At 71.2% G+C, this 17,696-nt stretch carries 12 protein-coding genes and 1 rRNA gene; 12 read left to right on the forward strand and 1 reads right to left on the reverse strand.

Annotated elements, in window-relative coordinates; genetic code table 11:
• The first annotated feature begins 17 nt into the window (after nucleotides 1–17).
• Entirely contained in the window at nucleotides 18–1,376 is a 1,359-nt protein-coding gene (locus tag OG550_RS24895) for an aspartate aminotransferase family protein (protein ID WP_327681080.1), read from the forward strand.
• Between the two features lie 134 nt (nucleotides 1,377–1,510).
• Complete coding sequence (locus OG550_RS24900; RefSeq protein WP_327681082.1) at nucleotides 1,511–2,680, forward strand: polyamine ABC transporter substrate-binding protein; 1,170 nt, start codon at nucleotides 1,511–1,513, stop codon at nucleotides 2,678–2,680.
• A gap of 112 nt (nucleotides 2,681–2,792) precedes the next feature.
• Here the strand turns inward: OG550_RS24900 and OG550_RS24905 are convergent, their stop codons facing one another.
• Nucleotides 2,793–4,442, reverse strand: a complete 1,650-nt coding sequence (locus OG550_RS24905; RefSeq protein WP_327681084.1) for a PucR family transcriptional regulator — start codon at nucleotides 4,440–4,442, stop codon at nucleotides 2,793–2,795.
• A 423-nt stretch (nucleotides 4,443–4,865) separates the two neighbouring features.
• Here OG550_RS24905 and OG550_RS24910 point away from each other — a divergent pair, with 423 nt between their 5' ends.
• The 10 genes from OG550_RS24910 (at nucleotide 4,866) to OG550_RS24955 (ending at nucleotide 17,580) form a co-directional block, all read left to right on the forward strand.
• A complete protein-coding gene (locus tag OG550_RS24910; RefSeq protein WP_327681086.1) occupies nucleotides 4,866–6,380 on the forward strand; it encodes a gamma-aminobutyraldehyde dehydrogenase in 1,515 nt (504 codons plus the stop codon).
• Nucleotides 6,381–6,425: 45 nt separating this feature from the next.
• On the forward strand, nucleotides 6,426–7,679 hold the full coding sequence (locus OG550_RS24915) for a polyamine ABC transporter substrate-binding protein (protein WP_327681088.1): 1,254 nt from the start codon (nucleotides 6,426–6,428) through the stop codon (nucleotides 7,677–7,679).
• Nucleotides 7,680–7,709: 30 nt separating this feature from the next.
• On the forward strand, nucleotides 7,710–8,849 hold the full coding sequence (locus OG550_RS24920; protein WP_327681090.1) for an ABC transporter ATP-binding protein: 1,140 nt from the start codon (nucleotides 7,710–7,712) through the stop codon (nucleotides 8,847–8,849).
• On the forward strand, nucleotides 8,846–9,790 hold the full coding sequence (locus OG550_RS24925; RefSeq protein WP_327681092.1) for an ABC transporter permease: 945 nt from the start codon (nucleotides 8,846–8,848) through the stop codon (nucleotides 9,788–9,790). Before OG550_RS24920 ends, OG550_RS24925 begins: the two co-directional genes overlap by 4 nt.
• Nucleotides 9,790–10,593 (forward strand): ABC transporter permease, encoded by an 804-nt coding sequence (locus OG550_RS24930; protein ID WP_327681094.1) that lies wholly within the window; start codon nucleotides 9,790–9,792, stop codon nucleotides 10,591–10,593. Before OG550_RS24925 ends, OG550_RS24930 begins: the two co-directional genes overlap by 1 nt.
• Before the next feature lie 47 nt (nucleotides 10,594–10,640).
• On the forward strand, nucleotides 10,641–12,035 hold the full coding sequence (locus OG550_RS24935; protein WP_327681096.1) for an NAD(P)/FAD-dependent oxidoreductase: 1,395 nt from the start codon (nucleotides 10,641–10,643) through the stop codon (nucleotides 12,033–12,035).
• A 213-nt stretch (nucleotides 12,036–12,248) separates the two neighbouring features.
• Nucleotides 12,249–12,680: a hypothetical protein gene (locus OG550_RS24940; RefSeq protein WP_327681098.1), complete on the forward strand. Its 432-nt coding sequence runs from the start codon at nucleotides 12,249–12,251 to the stop codon at nucleotides 12,678–12,680.
• A gap of 105 nt (nucleotides 12,681–12,785) precedes the next feature.
• Nucleotides 12,786–13,547, forward strand: a complete 762-nt coding sequence (locus tag OG550_RS24945) for a hypothetical protein (protein ID WP_327681100.1) — start codon at nucleotides 12,786–12,788, stop codon at nucleotides 13,545–13,547.
• A 273-nt stretch (nucleotides 13,548–13,820) separates the two neighbouring features.
• A complete protein-coding gene (locus tag OG550_RS24950; RefSeq protein ID WP_327681102.1) occupies nucleotides 13,821–15,344 on the forward strand; it encodes a CoA-acylating methylmalonate-semialdehyde dehydrogenase in 1,524 nt (507 codons plus the stop codon).
• A gap of 712 nt (nucleotides 15,345–16,056) precedes the next feature.
• Nucleotides 16,057–17,580, forward strand: a 16S ribosomal RNA gene (locus OG550_RS24955).
• Nucleotides 17,581–17,696 lie beyond the last annotated feature (116 nt).

Raw genomic sequence — 17,696 nt, forward strand, 5'->3', positions numbered from 1 at the left:
CTCCCTAGCCTTGCCGCATGAGCATCCCCACCGCTGACTCAGCCGCCGGCCAGGCCGTCAAGGCCGCCGACCGCGCGCACGTCTTCCACTCGTGGTCCGCCCAGGCGCTGATCGACCCCCTCGCGGTGGCGGGCGCCGAGGGCTCGTACTTCTGGGACTACGACGGCAACCGCTACCTCGACTTCTCCTCCCAGCTGGTGAACACCAACATCGGTCACCAGCACCCGAAGGTGGTCGCGGCGATCCAGGAGCAGGCGGCGAAGCTCTGCACCATCGCCCCCGGCTTCGCGGTCGAGTCGCGCAGCGAGGCCGCCCGGCTGATCGCCGAGCGGACCCCGGGCGACCTCGACAAGGTCTTCTTCACCAACGGCGGCGCCGAGGCCAACGAGAACGCCATCCGGCTGGCCCGGCTGCACACCGGCCGCCAGAAGGTGCTCGCCACCTACCGCTCGTACCACGGCGCCACCGCCAACGCGATCGCCCTCACCGGCGACCCGCGCCGCTGGGCCAACGAGACGGGCGTCTCCGGCATCGTGCACTTCTGGGGCCCGTACGCCTACCGCTCCAACTTCCACGCCGAGAACGAGGCGCAGGAGTGCGAGCGCGCGCTGGCGCACCTGGAGCAGGTCATCGCCTTCGAGGGCCCGGGCACCGTCGCGGCGGTCATCCTGGAGACGGTGGTCGGCACCGCCGGCATCCTCGTCCCGCCGCCCGGCTACCTGGCCGGCGTCCGGGAGATCTGCGACCGCTACGGCATCGTCTTCATCCTGGACGAGGTGATGGCCGGCTTCGGCCGCACCGGCGCCTGGTTCGCCGCCGACCACTGGGGCGTCACCCCCGACCTGCTCACCTTCGCCAAGGGCGTCAACTCGGGCTACGTCCCGCTCGGCGGCGTGGCGATCAGCGCGGAGATCGCCGCGACCTTCGCCGAGCGGCCGTTCCCCGGCGGGCTCACCTACTCCGGCCACCCGCTGGCCTGCGCCTCGGCGGTCGCCACCCTCAACGCGATGGCGGAGGAGGGCATCGTCGAGAACGCCCGGCACATCGGCGAGACCGTGCTCGGCCCCGGGCTGCGCGAGCTGGCCGAGCGGCACCCCTCGATCGGCGAGGTGCGCGGGCTCGGCGTCTTCTGGGCGCTCGACCTGGTCAAGGACCGGGCCACCCGCGAGCCGCTGGTGCCGTACAACGCGGCCGGCGCCGCCAACGCGCCGATGGCCGAGCTGGCCGCCGCCTGCAAGCGGCGCGGGCTCTGGCCGTTCGTCAACATGAACCGGTTCCACGTGGTCCCGCCGTGCACGGTGACCGAGGAGGAGGCCAAGGCGGGTCTCGCGGTGCTCGACGAGGTGCTCACGCTGACCGACGCGCACACCGTCTGACCCCCCGGCAGGCCGGTCGCCGCACCGACCCGTTCGGCGGTGCGGCGCCGCACCGCCGAACGGCAGCACCAGTACCGACCGGGCGGCCCCGGGTGCCCGCGCGCCCGGGGCCGCCCCACGCCCCGGAGGCCCCCATGTCCCGCACCACCCTGACCCGCCGCAGCGTGCTCGGCACCGCCGGGCTGCTCGGCGCCGGCACCCTCGCGGGCTGCGGAATCCCTTCCGCGTACGTCGCCGAGGACCGCCGTTCCGCCCCCGACCGCTCCGGGGACGAGCCGCGGCTGGCCTTCTCCAACTGGACCCAGTACATCGACGCCGACGACGACGGCCGGCGTCCGACCCTGGACGCCTTCACCGAGCGGACCGGGATCGCCGTCACCTACACCGAGGACATCAACGACAACGACGAGTTCTTCGGCAAGATGGGCCCGGTCCTCACCCAGGGCACCGACCCCGGCCGGGACCTCATGGTGGTCAGCGACTGGATGGCGGGCCGGTACGTCTCGCTCGGCTGGGTGCAGGCCCTGGACCGGGGCAACCTGCCCCACGTCACCGCCAACCTGGACCCGCAGCTGGCCGACCCGGCCTTCGACCCCGGGCGCCGGCGGAGCGTGCCGTGGCAGTCCGGGATCACCGGCATCGCCTACAACCGCAAGGAGCTCGGCCGCGAGCTGCGCTCCACCGCCGACCTCTGGGCGCCCGACCTCAAGGGCCGGGTCACCCTGTTCGCCGGGCTGGACGAGGCGCTCGGGCTGCTGATGCTCGCTCAGGGCGCCGACCTCGCCGCGTTCACGGCGGACGACGCGCACCGGGCCATGGACCAGGTGCAGAAGATGGTCGACACCCGGCACGTCCGCCGCTTCACCGGCAACGACTACACGAGCGACCTGGCCTCCGGGGCCGCACTGGCCTGCCAGGCGTACTCGGGGGACGCCGTCCAGCTGATGGCGGAGAACCCGGACCTCGACTTCGTCGTGCCGGAGGAGGGCGGCGAACTCTGGGCGGAGAGCCTGCTGGTCCCGAACCGGGCCGGGCACAAGCGCAACGCCGAGCTGCTGATCGACCACTACTACCAGCCGGAGGTGGCCGCCGAGCTCGCCGTCGCGGTGCAGTACATCTGCCCCGTGCCGGCCGCCCGCGAGGTGCTCGCCGCCAGCGGGGAGAGGGAGAAGGCGGAGCTGGCCGAGCACCCGCTGGTCTTCCCGACCGGGGAGATGCGGGCGCGGCTGCACACCATGCGCGACGTCACCTCGGCCGAGCGGCCCGTCCTCCACAAGGTCTGGGGCCGGATCACCGGGGTCTGACGTTCCCCGCTCCCCGACCTGCTCCCCGACCCCCGCTCCCCGACCCCTGCTCCCCGGCCCAGACCACCGGCCCCGACCACCGGCCCCGACCATCGGGGTGCTGCGCCCGGGCTCAGCGCCGGACGGCGTCCAGGGCGAGCAGCGCGACGTGCAGCGACAGGCAGGACTCCACCTGGTCGAGGTCGACGCCCAGGATCCGCTCGACCTTGTGCAGCCGGTCGTAGAAGGACGGCCGGGACAGGTGCGCCGCGTCGGCCGCGGCCGACTTGTTCCGGCCCTGCTCCAGGTAGATCCGCAGCATCCGGACCAGCTGCGCGTCGTGCTCGGCGTCGTGGGCGAGCAGCGGGCCCAGCTCGCGCTCCACGTACGTCTGCAGCCGGGCGTCGTCGCGCAGCAGGTGCAGCAGGCCGCGCAGCCGGACGTCGGGCAGCCGGTAGTACGACGCCGCCCGGCCGCCGGGCGCGTCGTGCAGCGCCGCGTCGGCGACCTGGGTGGCCTCCAGCAGGGTGCGCCGGGCGTCGCGGACGGAGCCGACCGAGGAGCCGACCGCGACCACCGGGGACGGCGCGGCGGCGTCCCGGGCGGCCTCGGCGGTCAGCCGGCGCAGCGCCGCCGCGAAGGCGTCCAGCGAGGCGTGCTCGTCCTGCTGGGGGCCGAGCGCGATCAGCACGCCCACGCCCTCGTCGTCCAGGGCGCCGACCAGGGCCGAGAGCCGGCAGGCGCGGACGGCGCTCGCCGCCAGCTCGGTGAAGTCGCGCAGCCGGGCCTGTGCCTCCAGCGCGGCCGGGATCGGGCCGCGGCGCTGCCGCAGCACCACGCCGACCAGCCGGCGGCCCTCCAGCGGGACGCCGAGCGCCTGGGCGCGCAGCGCCACCTCGGAGACGGTCAGCGCGTGGGTGAGGATGCCGGAGAGCAGGGTGCGGTGGGTCTGCCGTTCCAGGCTCTCCCGGTCGCGGACCACCAGCCGGTTGAGCGCCAGCGCGGAGGCGCCGCGCTCCAGCAGCATGGTGTTCGGGTGCGGGCCGTCGTCGGGCAGCGGCCCGGGCTCCTGGACCAGGACCAGCCGTCCCCAGTCCTGGCCGCGGGCGCCGACCGTGGTGACCAGCCAGCCGCTGCGCGGGTCGTGGCCGGTGCGGCCGGACGGGCGGACCCCGCGCGAGCGGCGCTCCCAGTCCTCCAGCAGCTCGCTCTCGGGCCGGCCGGCGGGGTCGTGGGTCAGCACCTGGTGGGCGAGGTTCTCCAGGACGACCGGTGCGCCCGCTATCCGGGCGACCTGGCGGACCACCTCGACCGGCTCGGCGCCCTCCACGACGAGTTCGTTGAAGACCTGGTGGATCGCCTCCGAGGTGCGCAGCTGCTCCAGCTGGGCGTTGACCACCAGGGCGTGCACGGCCTCGGTGACGGCGACGAAGCGCAGCTCGCGGCGGAGCGCGATCAGCGGCAGGCCGCGCTGTTCGGCGGCGTGCACCAGGGCGCGCGGCAGGGTGTCGAAGTAGCGCCGCCCGAACTCGATGACCAGGCCGGCCACGCCGACGTCGGCGAGTTCGCGGACGTACCGGGCCAGCCCCTCGCGGTCCTCGGGCAGGGCGATGCCGGTGCTCAGCACCAGTTCGCCGCCCTGGAGCACGCCGGCGACGTCGGGCAGTTCGCTGACGTGCACCCAGCGGACCGGGCGTTCCAGGTGGGCGGCGCCGGCGACGACCTGGGGGAGGCCGCGCCGCATCACCTCCAGGTCCAGGATTCGGGCGACGGTGGGGAGCATCGCGGCCTCCAGGGTTCAGAGTGTCAGGTAAATCATCCCTCCCGGCGACGACCTGTCACCCCGCCCGAACCCTTGCACCCTGTAAGGCCCTGAGCTCCGAGGTTGGCGGAGTGAGCCTTGTCACGCCGGGGCGCCATTGGGCATGGTCAGCGGGTCGGCTGTGGCGGAACACGGGCAACATCCTCGGAATCCGTGGCGTGACCAGAAAGCAACAGCGGAATCCCTTGCCGGAGTACCACCGGGCTTGCCAGGATCGCGGATCCCGGCGACCGGCCGGAACGGATCCCCCTGGACCGCGGGTGCGGCGACTCGACCAGTCCGACCACGCCGTACGGGCCCCTCGTCCACCGGCGTGCGCGGCCCCGCAGGGATGATCAAGGTCACCTACGGGCGGTCGAACCACCGGGAACATGGAGGAACCAGATGGACCTGACCGATTTCGGTGCGGGCGCGCAGTACATCGCGGGCCGGTCGTACCGGGGGAGCGGCGAGCCCTTCCAGGTCGTCAACCCCGCCGACGGCAGCGTGGTCGAGCGGGTCGCCCTGGCCTCCACCGGGCAGGTCGACGAGGCCGTCGCCGCCGCCCGGGCCGCGCTGCCGGAATGGGCGGGCGCCACCCCCGGCGCACGTTCCGAGGCGCTCACCCGGCTCGCCGCCGTCCTCACCGGCGCCGCCGACGACCTGGCCCGGGTGGAGACCGCGCAGACCGGCAAGCCGATCAAGCTCTCCACCGAGTTCGACGTCCCCGGGACGATCGACAACACCGCCTTCTTCGCCGGGGCCGCCCGCAACCTGGAGGGCAAGGCGGCCGGGGAGTACTCCGGCGACCACACCTCGTACGTGCGGCGCGAGCCGATCGGCGTGATCGGCTCGATCTCGCCGTGGAACTACCCGCTGCAGATGGCCGCCTGGAAGGTCCTCCCGGCGATCGCGGCGGGCAACACCGTCGTCCTCAAGCCGGCCGAGCTGACCCCGCTCACCTCGCTGATGTTCGCCCGGGCCTGCACCCTCGCCGGCATCCCGGACGGCGTGGTCAACGTGGTCACCGGCGCCGGACGGACCGCGGGCGAGCACCTGGTCGCCCACCCGGACGTCGCGATGGTCTCCTTCACCGGCTCCACCCCGGTCGGCCGCCGGGTCGCGGAGCTGGCCACCGCCACCGTCAAGCGGACCCACCTGGAGCTCGGCGGCAAGGCCCCGTTCGTGGTCTTCGACGACGCCGACCTGGACGCCGCCGTGCACGGCGCGGTCGCCGCCTCGCTGATCAACAGCGGGCAGGACTGCACCGCCGCGACCCGCGCCTACGTCCAGCGGCCGCTGTACGACGCCTTCGTCGCGGGCGTCGCGGAGCTGTACCGCGCCGTCCGGCTCGGCGACCCGCTGAACCCGCGGACCGACCTCGGCCCGCTGGTCTCCCACACCCACCGCGACCGGGTGGCCGGCTTCGTCGAGCGCGCCCGGGCGGCCGGCGCCACCGTGGTCACCGGCGGCGCGCCCGGCACCGAGGGCCACGACGGGACCGACCTCACCCCCGGTGCCTACTACCTGCCCACCCTGATCACCGGCGCCGCGCAGGACAGCGAGGTCGTCCAGGGCGAGATCTTCGGCCCGGTGCTCGTGGTACTGCCCTTCGACACCGACGACGAGGGCCTGCGGCTGGCCAACGACACCCCCTTCGGCCTGGCCGCCTCCGCCTGGACCGGCAACGTGCACCGCTCGCTGCGCGCCACCCGCGAACTCGCGGCCGGCTGCGTCTGGGTGAACGACCACATCCCGATCATCAGCGAGATGCCGCACGGCGGCTACAAGTCCTCCGGCTACGGCAAGGACATGTCCCAGTACTCGCTGGACGAGTACACCCAGGTCAAGCACGTCATGTTCGACACCACCGCAGTGGCGCGCAAGGACTGGCACCGCACCGTCTTCGGAGACAGATAACCCCTCGGGGGACCCCCACCCCCCTTGCCCCAGGAGGCCCGTTCCATGGCGTTCAACGAGCTCACCGACGGTCTGCCCGAACCGGTCCGCAAGGCCTGGGAACGCAGTCTGACCAGCGGCCGGGCCGCGGTCGGCCGCCGCACCGTGCTGCGCGCCGCCGCCCTGGCCGCCGGCGCCGGAACGCTGGCCGCCTGCGGCATCCCGCCGGCGAGGACCGCCGGCACCGGTGACTCCGCGGCGAACGCCGCCAAGGACCTCTCGGACAGCGAGAAGGAGGTCAACTTCTCCAACTGGCCGCTCTACGTCGACACCGACGAGGACGACAAGGAGAAGCACGGCACCCTGGAGGCCTTCACCGCGGCCACCGGCATCAAGGTCAGGTACAGCGAGGACGTCAACGACAACGTCGAGTTCTTCGGCAAGGTCAAACCGCAGTTCGCGGCCGGCCAGGACACCGGCCGCGACCTGATGGTCCTCACCGACTGGATGGCCGCCCGGCTGATCCGCCTCGGCTGGGCGCAGAAGCTCGACCCGGCCAACGTCACCACCGCCATCACGACCATCGACTCCCGCTTCCGCGCCCCCGACTGGGACCCGGGCCGGCTCTACTCCTACCCGTGGGCCGGCATCCAGGTGGTCATCGCCTACAACCGGAAGGCCACCAAGGGCAAGGAGGTCACCAGCGTCTCCCAGCTGCTCGACGACCCCGACCTCAAGGGCCGGGTCACCTTCCTCTCCGAGATGCGCGACAGCGTCGGCATCACGCTGCTCGACATGGGCAAGGACCCGGCGAAGTTCACCGCCGACGACTACGACGCCGCGATCGCCCGCCTCCAGAAGGCCGTCGACAGCAAGCAGATCCGCCGGTTCACCGGCAACGACTACGGCCAGGAGCTGTCCTCCGGCGACATCGCCGCCTGCGTCGCCTGGGGCGGCGACCTCATCCAGCTGCGCGCCGACAACCCGGACATCGAGTTCGTCATACCGGAGAAGGGCTTCGTGTCCTCCACCGACAACCTGCTGGTCCCGGCCAAGGCCCAGCACAAGACCAACGCCGAGAAGCTGATCGACTTCTACTACCAGCCGAAGATCGCGGCGCAGCTGGTCGCCGGTATCGGCTTCGTCTCCGCCGTCACCGGGATGAAGGACGAGCTCGCCGCGATCTCCCCCGACACCGCGGCCAACCCGCTGGTCGTCCCCACCCCCGAGATGGCGGCCAAGGCGCACGTCTTCCGCACCCTCACCGAGACCGAGGAGAGCTCCTTCGAGGAGAAGTTCTCCAAGCTCATCGGCGCCTGACCCCCGACGGCCGCGACCAGAGAGACCCCCATGACAGACCAGCTGCGCACCCCGGCCGGCGGCGACGTCCGCCTCACCGGCATCGGCAAGACCTACGGCTCCTTCACCGCCGTCCACCCGCTCGACCTGACCGTCCCCCAGGGCTCCTTCTTCGCCCTGCTCGGAGCGTCCGGCTGCGGCAAGACCACCACCCTGCGCATGATCGCCGGCCTGGAGGAGCCCACCGAGGGCACCGTCCTGATCGGCGGCCAGGACGTCACGGCGCTGCCCCCGTACAAGCGCCCGGTCAACACCGTCTTCCAGAGCTACGCGCTCTTCCCGCACCTCGACATCTTCGAGAACGTCGCCTTCGGCCTGCGCCGGCGCGGCCGGAAGGACGTCAGGAAGCAGGTCGAGGAGATGCTGGAGCTGGTCGAACTCGGCGCCTACGCCCGCCGCAAGCCGCACCAGCTCTCCGGCGGCCAGCAGCAGCGCGTCGCCGTCGCCCGCGCCCTGATCAACCACCCGCAGGTGCTGCTCCTCGACGAGCCGCTCGGCGCCCTCGACCTCAAGCTCCGCCGCCAGATGCAGCTGGAGCTCAAGCGGATCCAGACCGAGGTCGGCATCACCTTCGTCCACGTCACCCACGACCAGGAGGAGGCCATGACCATGGCCGACACCATCGCGGTGATGAACGGCGGCCGGGTCGAGCAGCTCGGCGCACCGGCCGATCTCTACGAGAACCCCGCCACCACCTTCGTGGCCAACTTCCTCGGCCAGTCCAACCTGCTGCCCGCCGACGTCACCGGCAGCGCCGGCGAGGAACTGCTGCTCACCGCCGCCGGGGCCCGGCTCACCGTGCCCCGGGCCCGCTGCGCCGCCGAGGCCAAGCGGGTCCACCTCGGGGTGCGGCCCGAGAAGATCACCATCGAGCACGGCTCCGCCGAGGTCGCCGACGGCCGCAACCGGCTGTCCGGCACCGTCGTCGACTCCAGCTTCATCGGCGTCTCCACCCAGTACCTGGTGCGCACCGACGGCGGCCAGGAGGTCACCGTCTTCGAGCAGAACATGGAGCGCGACGCCCGGATCGTCCCCGGCGCCCCCGTCGTCCTGCACTGGAACCCGGCGCACTCCTTCGCCCTGGACGCCGCCCAGGCGATCGACGCGGGCACCGGGGAGGCGGCGGCATGACCACCACCGTCCCGGCCGCCCCCGCGGAGGCCATACCCCCCGACGGCGCCACCCCGGCCGGTCCCGCACCGCGCCCCCGGCGGCGGCTCACCCCGTACTGGCTGCTGCTGCCCGGCATCGCCTGGCTGGTCGTCTTCTTCGCGGTGCCGATGGTCTACCAGGCCTCCACCTCGCTGCAGACCGGCTCGCTGGAGGACGGCTTCCGCGTCACCTGGCACGTGGCCACGTACTGGGACGCCCTGGACGAGTACCGGTGGCACTTCGTCCGCTCGTTCGGCTACGCCGCCACCGCGACCGTGCTCTGCCTGGCCATCGGCTACCCGCTCGCCTACACGATCGCCTTCAAGGCGGGCCGGCGCTGGCGCAACGTCATCCTGATCCTGGTGATCGCGCCGTTCTTCACCAGCTTCCTGATCCGGACGCTGGCCTGGAAGACCATCCTCTCGGACGGCGGACCGGTGGTCGGCGCCCTCGACGCGCTGCACGTCCTCGACGTCACCGGCGCGCTCGGCCTCACCTCCGGCGACCGGGTGCTCGCCACCCCGCTCGCCGTGGTCTGCGGCCTCACCTACAACTTCCTGCCGTTCATGATCCTGCCGCTGTACACCTCGCTGGAGCGGATCGACCCGCGCCTGCACGAGGCCGCCGGCGACCTCTACGCCCGCCCGTTCACGACCTTCCGCAAGGTGACCTTCCCGATCTCGCTCCCCGGCGTGGTCGCGGGCACCCTGCTCACCTTCATCCCGGCCTCCGGCGACTACATCAACGCCCAGCTGCTGGGCTCGCCGAGCGAGCAGATGGTCGGCAACGGCATCCAGAAGCAGTTCCTGAACGTGCTCGACTACCCCACGGCGGCCGCGCTGAGCTTCATCCTGATGGCCCTGATCCTGGGCATGGTGACGGTCTACATGCGCAAGGCCGGGACGGAGGAACTGGTCTGATGTCCCGAGTGATCGCATGGATCCGCCGCAACCTGGTGGTACTCGCCGGCCTGCTGGCGCTGGCCTACCTGGTGCTCCCCAACCTCGTCGTGCTCGCCTTCTCGTTCAACAAGCCGGTCGGCAAGTTCAACTACGAGTGGAACGAGTTCTCCACCGACGCCTGGACCGACCCGTGCGGCGTGGCCGAGATGTGCCAGTCGCTCTCGCTCAGCCTCCAGGTCGCCGTCGCCGCCACCGTCGGCGCCACCGTGCTCGGCACCATGGTCGCCTTCGCGCTGGCCCGCTACCGGTTCCGCGGCAAGGGCGCCACCAGCGCCATGATCTTCCTGCCGATGGCGATGCCCGAGGTGGTGATGGCCGCCTCGCTCGGCACCCTCTTCCTCAACATGCGCATCCCGTTCGGCTTCACCACCATCCTCATCGCGCACATCATGTTCTGCCTCAGCTTCGTGGTGACGGCGGTCAAGGCCCGCGTGATGAGCATGGACCCGCGGCTCGAACAGGCCGCCCAGGACCTCTACGCGACCCCCGTCCAGACCTTCCTGCGGGTCACCCTGCCGCTCGCCTCCCCGGGCATCGCGGCCGGCGCGCTGCTCAGCTTCGCGCTCTCCTTCGACGACTTCATCATCACCCAGTTCAACTCGGGACCGACCACGGTCACCTTCCCGATGTTCGTCTGGGGCGCCTCGCAGCGCGGCATCCCGGTCCAGGTGAACGTCATCGGCACCGCGATGTTCGCCGCCGCCGTCGTGCTCACGGTCGCCGGCCAGTGGCTCGGCAACCGCCGCAAGGCGGCCGCCTGACCGACCTCCAGTACACCGCTCTACCTGTGGAAAGTGGCTGATAATGCATGGACTCCGCCCGCGCGCTCGCTGACGCCCGGCCCACCCCCTTCTGGCTGGAGGACCCCGGTCGGCCCGCGGCCCTGCCCGCCCTGACCGGGCCCACCGGCTGCGACCTGCTGGTCGTCGGCGGCGGCTACTCCGGTCTGTGGACCGCCCTGATCGCCAAGGAACGCGACCCCTCGCTGGACGTCGTCCTGGTCGAGGGCCAGGAGATCGGGTGGGCCGCGTCCGGGCGCAACGGCGGGTTCTGCGCCGCCAGCCTGACCCACGGCTTCGGCAACGGCCTGCAGCGCTGGCCCGCCGAACTCGGCCGGCTGGAGCGCCTCGGTGCCGCCAACCTCGACGGCATCGGGGCGACCCTGGAGCGGTACGGCATCGACGCCGAGTGGGAACGGACCGGCGAGATCGACATCGCCACCCAGCCCCACCAGCTCGAAGAACTCCACGAGCTCGCGGAGGCCGTCGCCGAGTACGGCCTCGACCTCACCGTGCTCGACGCCGGGGCACTGCGCGCCGAGGTCGACTCGCCGACCTTCCTCGGCGGGGTCTGGGACCGGGACGGCGTCGCCATGGTCCACCCCGCCAAGCTGGCCTGGGGCCTCAAGGCCGCCTGCCTGGGCCAGGGCGTACGGATCTTCGAGCACACCCCGGCGCTCGACCTGCGCGAGGACGGCGCAGGCATGAGCGTCCGCACCCCGCACGGCCGGGTGTCCGCCGGCAAGGTCGCGCTCGGCACCAACGCCTTCCCGTCCCTGCTCCGGCGCGTCCGTCCGTACGTCGTCCCGGTGTACGACTACGCGCTGATGACCGAGCCGCTCACCGAGGAGCAGCTCGCCGCCATCGGCTGGCGCGGACGGCAGGGCCTCAGCGACAGCGCCAACAAGTTCCACTACTTCCGGCTCAGCGCCGACAACCGGATCCTGTGGGGCGGCTACGACGCCGTCTACCACTTCGGCGGACACCTGCGGCGGGCCTACGACCAGCGGCCGCAGACCTTCGACACCCTCGCGCGGAACTTCGCCCGCTGCTTCCCGCAGCTGGAGGGGATCCGCTTCACCAACGCGTGGGGCGGGGCCATCGACACCTGCAGCCGGTTCTCCGCCTTCTACGACACCGCCCACCGCGGCCGGGTCGCGTACGCCGCCGGGTACACCGGCCTCGGCGTCGGCGCCACCCGCTTCGGCGCCGAGGTGATGCTCGACCTGCTGGCGGGGGAGCGCACCGAACGCACCGAACTGGAGATGGTCCGCCGCAAGCCGCTGCCCTTCCCGCCCGAGCCGGTCCGCTGGGCGGGCATCGAGATCACCACGCGGTCGCTGGAGCGCGCCGACCGCCTCGGCGGCCACCGCAACCTCTGGCTGCGCACCCTCGACCGGATGGGGCTCGGCTTCGACAGCTGACCGGTCGCGGGCCGCCGGTCGCCGCCGGTCGCGGGTCGCAGTCGCCGACCCGCGGACGCCGTCGCCCTCCGGCCTCCGGCACCGGACCGTGACACGGGCCACCCGAGGACCCGTGTAAGAGAGACCCGCCGTCACCCTCTCGTTGGTGACGGCGGGTCTCACTGCCCTTCCCGCCGCGTCACGACAGACCGATGCGAAGAAGCGGGGAAGCACATGGAGAGCACCGGACTGCACTGGCTCGCCCAGGCGGCGCCGGACCCGGAGTCCTTCCGGGAACAGTGGGAACGCACCGGCCTCGGCTTGGTGCTCCTCCCGGCCGGCCGGCGCTGGGACGTCCTCTCGGTGCCCGCCCGGCTCGGCCGGCCCGCCGTGGACCTGCTCGGCGCCGCCACCTGCGGCCCGGTCCTCACGGACTTCGGCGACGAGTACGTCGGCTTCCTGGTGCCCGCCGGGACCGCGGCCCGATGGGTCGGCACCGGAGTGCGCTGCGCGGGGGAGGGCACCTGGATCGTCGTGCCGCACCCGGGCCGGCGCAGCCGGGGCATCCGCTGGCTGGTCCCGCCCGACGGCTCCGGACGGCTCAACGACCCGGTCGTCCTCGAACTCGCGCTCCACGAGGCGGCCGCCGGGCTCAGCGACCGGTGAACCACCGGGCCGTCCACCGACCGGCGGCCGCGCCGACCCGGCCGGGGGCCGGTCCCGTCCGGCGGGCCCGGCGCACCGCACGGGCCCGCGCGCCAGACTGGAGGGGTGACCACCGCCCCGGACACCGCCGACCCGCCCCTCCGCCCCGACCCGGTCCAGCTGCGCCTCGCCGAACTGGCCCGGCCCGTCTGCGACCGGTACGGACTCGCGCTCGCCGGCGGACACGCGCTGCGGGCCCACGGCGTCCCGGCCTGCGCCCAGGACGGGCTCACCCTGGTGGCCGACGGCACCACTGACCTGCCGACGGCCGCCGCCGAGCTGGCCGCCGCCTACCGGGCGGCCGACGGCGGGGTCGCCGAGCGGCCGGGCACGCCGCGCCTGGAGCAGCTCTCCGTACGGCTCACCCTCGGCGGGCGGTCGCACGCCGTCGAGCTGCGCAAGGAACCGCTCGCCCACCGGCCGGTCCGCGTCGGCCTCGGCGGGCCCGAAGCCCCGCTGGCGGTCACGGCCGTCGCCCTGGAGGACGCCGCCGCGCTCGGCACCGTCCTGCTCGCCGACCGCGCCCTGCCCCGAGACCTGATCGACGTGCACGCGCTGACCGCCTGGTACCGCGAGGGCGAACTGCTCGCGCTGGCCACCGGACTCGACGCCGAGTTCCAACCCGCGGTGCTCGCCGACCGGCTGGAGACGCTGGCCGAGGCCGCCGACGGGCGGTTCCGGGCCCGGGGCTGTCCGTCCGGGGAGGTCGGGGAGCTGAAGCGGTGGGCGCTGGCCTGGGCACAGGACCTCCGGCTCGACCTGCTGGAGACCCGGGAGGCGGCCGACGGCCTGCACGACCCGTACCTGGAGGACGAGGAGGAGGCGTGACCGCCGGGCCGTCGGCCGCGCCGTGCCGCTCCAGCGGGTTCCGGGGCCCGTTCCGGAACGCTTCCTTCCCCCGAACGGGCCCGTGTCCCGACGACCTGTAAGGCTGAACCTCCGATCCCCGTCAGCCTGTTCGTTGAGCCGGCCGGCGCCGGCGACCAGACTGGGTGCTGAGCGCGGTCACCCCGTGACCCCGCCGCCCGGGCGCCGCGCGGGCGGCGCCACACAAGGGACCGGTGGCTTGATGCCGCCCGGGACTTCGGAGGCAGACGGACCTTGAGCAAGCACATCACCCACTGGATCGGCGGCCGGCCGGTCGCCACCGCCGGTGCCGCGCCCCGCCGCGGTGACATCTTCGACCCGGCCACCGGGCAGGTCACCGGCCAGGTCGACTTCGCCGGGACCGCCGAGGTCGACCAGGCGGTCGCCGCGGCCGCCTCGGCGTTCGCCGAGTGGCGCACCGCGTCGATCGCCAAGCGCACCACCGTGCTCTTCGCCTTCCGCGAGCTGCTCAACGCCCGCAAGGACGAGCTGGCGTCGATCATCGTCGCCGAGCACGGCAAGGTGCACTCCGACGCCCTGGGCGAGATCGCCCGCGGCCTGGAGGTCGTCGAGTACGCCTGCGGCATCCCGCAGCTGCTCAAGGGCGGATTCACCGAGCAGGCCTCCACCGGCATCGACGTCTACTCGATCCGCCAGCCGCTCGGCCCGGTCGCGATCATCTCGCCGTTCAACTTCCCGGCCATGGTGCCGATGTGGTTCTTCCCGATCGCCATCGCGGCGGGCAACACCGTCGTCCTCAAGCCCTCGGAGAAGGACCCGTCCGCCGCCGACTTCCTCGCCGGGCTGTGGAAGGAGGCCGGTCTGCCGGACGGCGTCTTCAACGTCGTGCACGGCGACAAGGTGGCCGTCGACCGCCTGCTGGAGCACCCTGACATCAAGTCGGTCAGCTTCGTCGGCTCCACCCCCATCGCCCGGTACGTGTACGAGACCGGCACCCGCTACGGCAAGCGCGTCCAGGCCCTCGGCGGCGCCAAGAACCACATGCTGGTCCTGCCCGACGCGGACCTCGACCTCAGCGCCGACGCCGCCGTCAACGCCGGCTTCGGTGCGGCGGGCGAGCGCTGCATGGCGGTCTCCGTCCTGGTCGCGGTCGACCCGGTCGGCGACGAGCTGGTCGAGAAGATCAAGCAGCGGATCGCCACCCTCACGGTGGGCCCCGGCTGCAACGGCGAGTCCGAGATGGGCCCGCTCGTCACCGGTCAGCACCGGGACAAGGTCACCTCCTACGTCGAGTCCGGCCTCGCCGACGGCGCCGAGCTGGCCGTCGACGGCCGCAAGCACCCGGTCACGGCCGAGGACCGGAACGGCGCGCCGACGGCCGACGGCTTCTGGCTCGGCCCGACGCTGTTCGACCGGGTGAAGCCCGGCATGTCCGTCTACACCGACGAGATCTTCGGCCCGGTGCTCTCGGTGGTGCGCGTCGCCTCCTACGAGGAGGGCCTGGCGCTCATCAACGCCAACCCCTACGGCAACGGCACCGCCATCTTCACCAACGACGGCGGCGCGGCCCGGCGCTTCCAGTACGAGGTGGAGGTCGGCATGGTCGGCATCAACGTGCCGATCCCGGTCCCGGTCGCCTACTACTCCTTCGGCGGCTGGAAGGCTTCGCTGTTCGGCGACGCCCACGCCTACGGTGCGGACGGCGTGCACTTCTTCACCCGCGGGAAGGCCGTCACCCAGCGTTGGCTCGACCCCTCGCACGGCGGCATCAACCTCGGTTTCCCGACCAACAGCTGAACCTCCCGCGGGCGGGTCCCCCGCCCGCCGCCGGGTCTCCTCCGTAGGCCGGTCCGCTCACCAGCGGACCGGCCTACGGGCGTTCCCGGGGTCCTGCCGCCGAGGTCCATCCCGGCCGCGCACAGCCCGCCGGCGGGGGTTTGCACCTGCCCCGGAACGGGCGTAGTGTTCCCTAGTCGCTCGACAGGGAGCACCGGACACGCACCAGCGCGGACGGTCCCGGAGCGGCCAATCCTCTGAAACACCACTTCCCATGCGGATCGGGTCGCGTTCTGCCTTTTGGCTTTCGCGGCTCGGATTGTATTTGGCGTGCCTGTTTATGCGGATTGCGGCTGGATTCGCCTTTCGGGGCGGGGATCGGCTAGAGTTTGGAACGTCGGACGGGGCGTCAAGCCGCAGAAGACACCAGCGAGTTGGATGAACGAAGCGCCGGAAACGGTGCGGAAAACATCTGGTAAGCTGGGAACACGAAAGAACGAAGCGCCCGGAGGGCCGGTGTGAAAGCCGCCTGAAGGAAGTGTCCGTTCCTTGAGAACTCAACAGCGTGCCAAAAGTCAACGCCAGATATGTTGACATCCCCGGCCTCAGATCATCTGGGGTTGGAGATTCCTTTTGAAGTAAAACACTAGCGAGGACGCAGTGCGCGGGATCACCCTATTCCGGTGGTTGCCGTGCCGCTCAACGCGGGTGTCGACCGGATTACCGGTAAACATTCACGGAGAGTTTGATCCTGGCTCAGGACGAACGCTGGCGGCGTGCTTAACACATGCAAGTCGAACGGTGAAGCCCTTCGGGGTGGATCAGTGGCGAACGGGTGAGTAACACGTGGGCAATCTGCCCTGCACTCTGGGACAAGCCCTGGAAACGGGGTCTAATACCGGATATGACCTTCCTCCGCATGGGGGTTGGTGGAAAGCTCCGGCGGTGCAGGATGAGCCCGCGGCCTATCAGCTTGTTGGTGGGGTAATGGCCTACCAAGGCGACGACGGGTAGCCGGCCTGAGAGGGCGACCGGCCACACTGGGACTGAGACACGGCCCAGACTCCTACGGGAGGCAGCAGTGGGGAATATTGCACAATGGGCGAAAGCCTGATGCAGCGACGCCGCGTGAGGGATGACGGCCTTCGGGTTGTAAACCTCTTTCAGCAGGGAAGAAGCGCAAGTGACGGTACCTGCAGAAGAAGCACCGGCTAACTACGTGCCAGCAGCCGCGGTAATACGTAGGGTGCGAGCGTTGTCCGGAATTATTGGGCGTAAAGAGCTCGTAGGCGGCCTGTCGCGTCGGATGTGAAAGCCCGGGGCTTAACCCCGGGTCTGCATTCGATACGGGCAGGCTAGAGTGTGGTAGGGGAGATCGGAATTCCTGGTGTAGCGGTGAAATGCGCAGATATCAGGAGGAACACCGGTGGCGAAGGCGGATCTCTGGGCCATTACTGACGCTGAGGAGCGAAAGCGTGGGGAGCGAACAGGATTAGATACCCTGGTAGTCCACGCCGTAAACGTTGGGAACTAGGTGTTGGCGACATTCCACGTCGTCGGTGCCGCAGCTAACGCATTAAGTTCCCCGCCTGGGGAGTACGGCCGCAAGGCTAAAACTCAAAGGAATTGACGGGGGCCCGCACAAGCAGCGGAGCATGTGGCTTAATTCGACGCAACGCGAAGAACCTTACCAAGGCTTGACATATGCCGGAAACATCCAGAGATGGGTGCCCCCTTGTGGTCGGTATACAGGTGGTGCATGGTTGTCGTCAGCTCGTGTCGTGAGATGTTGGGTTAAGTCCCGCAACGAGCGCAACCCTTGTTCTGTGTTGCCAGCATGCCTTTCGGGGTGATGGGGACTCACAGGAGACTGCCGGGGTCAACTCGGAGGAAGGTGGGGACGACGTCAAATCATCATGCCCCTTATGTCTTGGGCTGCACACGTGCTACAATGGTCGGTACAAAGGGCTGCGATGCCGCGAGGCGGAGCGAATCCCAAAAAGCCGGCCTCAGTTCGGATTGGGGTCTGCAACTCGACCCCATGAAGTTGGAGTTGCTAGTAATCGCAGATCAGCATGCTGCGGTGAATACGTTCCCGGGCCTTGTACACACCGCCCGTCACGTCACGAAAGTCGGTAACACCCGAAGCCGGTGGCCTAACCCGTAAGGGGAGGAGCCGTCGAAGGTGGGACCAGCGATTGGGACGAAGTCGTAACAAGGTAGCCGTACCGGAAGGTGCGGCTGGATCACCTCCTTTCTAAGGAGCACATAGCCGCTTGCAGGCGAATGTCCTGCACGGTTGCTCATGGGTGGAACGTTGACTATTCGGCACACTGGGTTGGCATCCGCTAGTACTGCTTCGGCGTGGAAGAC

It is taken from the genome of Kitasatospora sp. NBC_00458 (genome assembly GCF_036013975.1).
GTDB lineage: Bacteria > Actinomycetota > Actinomycetes > Streptomycetales > Streptomycetaceae > Kitasatospora.

Bases quoted from the DNA above. Each gene is read 5' to 3' on its own strand.
- OG550_RS24895 (WP_327681080.1), top strand. From the start codon at position 18: ATGAGCATCCCCACCGCTGACTCAGCCGCCGGCCAGGCCGTCAAGGCC.
- OG550_RS24900 (WP_327681082.1), top strand. From the start codon at position 1,511: ATGTCCCGCACCACCCTGACCCGCCGCAGCGTGCTCGGCACCGCCGGG.
- OG550_RS24905 (WP_327681084.1), bottom strand. From the start codon at position 4,442: ATGCTCCCCACCGTCGCCCGAATCCTGGACCTGGAGGTGATGCGGCGC.
- OG550_RS24910 (WP_327681086.1), top strand. From the start codon at position 4,866: ATGGACCTGACCGATTTCGGTGCGGGCGCGCAGTACATCGCGGGCCGG.
- OG550_RS24915 (WP_327681088.1), top strand. From the start codon at position 6,426: ATGGCGTTCAACGAGCTCACCGACGGTCTGCCCGAACCGGTCCGCAAG.
- OG550_RS24920 (WP_327681090.1), top strand. From the start codon at position 7,710: ATGACAGACCAGCTGCGCACCCCGGCCGGCGGCGACGTCCGCCTCACC.
- OG550_RS24925 (WP_327681092.1), top strand. From the start codon at position 8,846: ATGACCACCACCGTCCCGGCCGCCCCCGCGGAGGCCATACCCCCCGAC.
- OG550_RS24930 (WP_327681094.1), top strand. From the start codon at position 9,790: ATGTCCCGAGTGATCGCATGGATCCGCCGCAACCTGGTGGTACTCGCC.
- OG550_RS24935 (WP_327681096.1), top strand. From the start codon at position 10,641: ATGGACTCCGCCCGCGCGCTCGCTGACGCCCGGCCCACCCCCTTCTGG.
- OG550_RS24940 (WP_327681098.1), top strand. From the start codon at position 12,249: ATGGAGAGCACCGGACTGCACTGGCTCGCCCAGGCGGCGCCGGACCCG.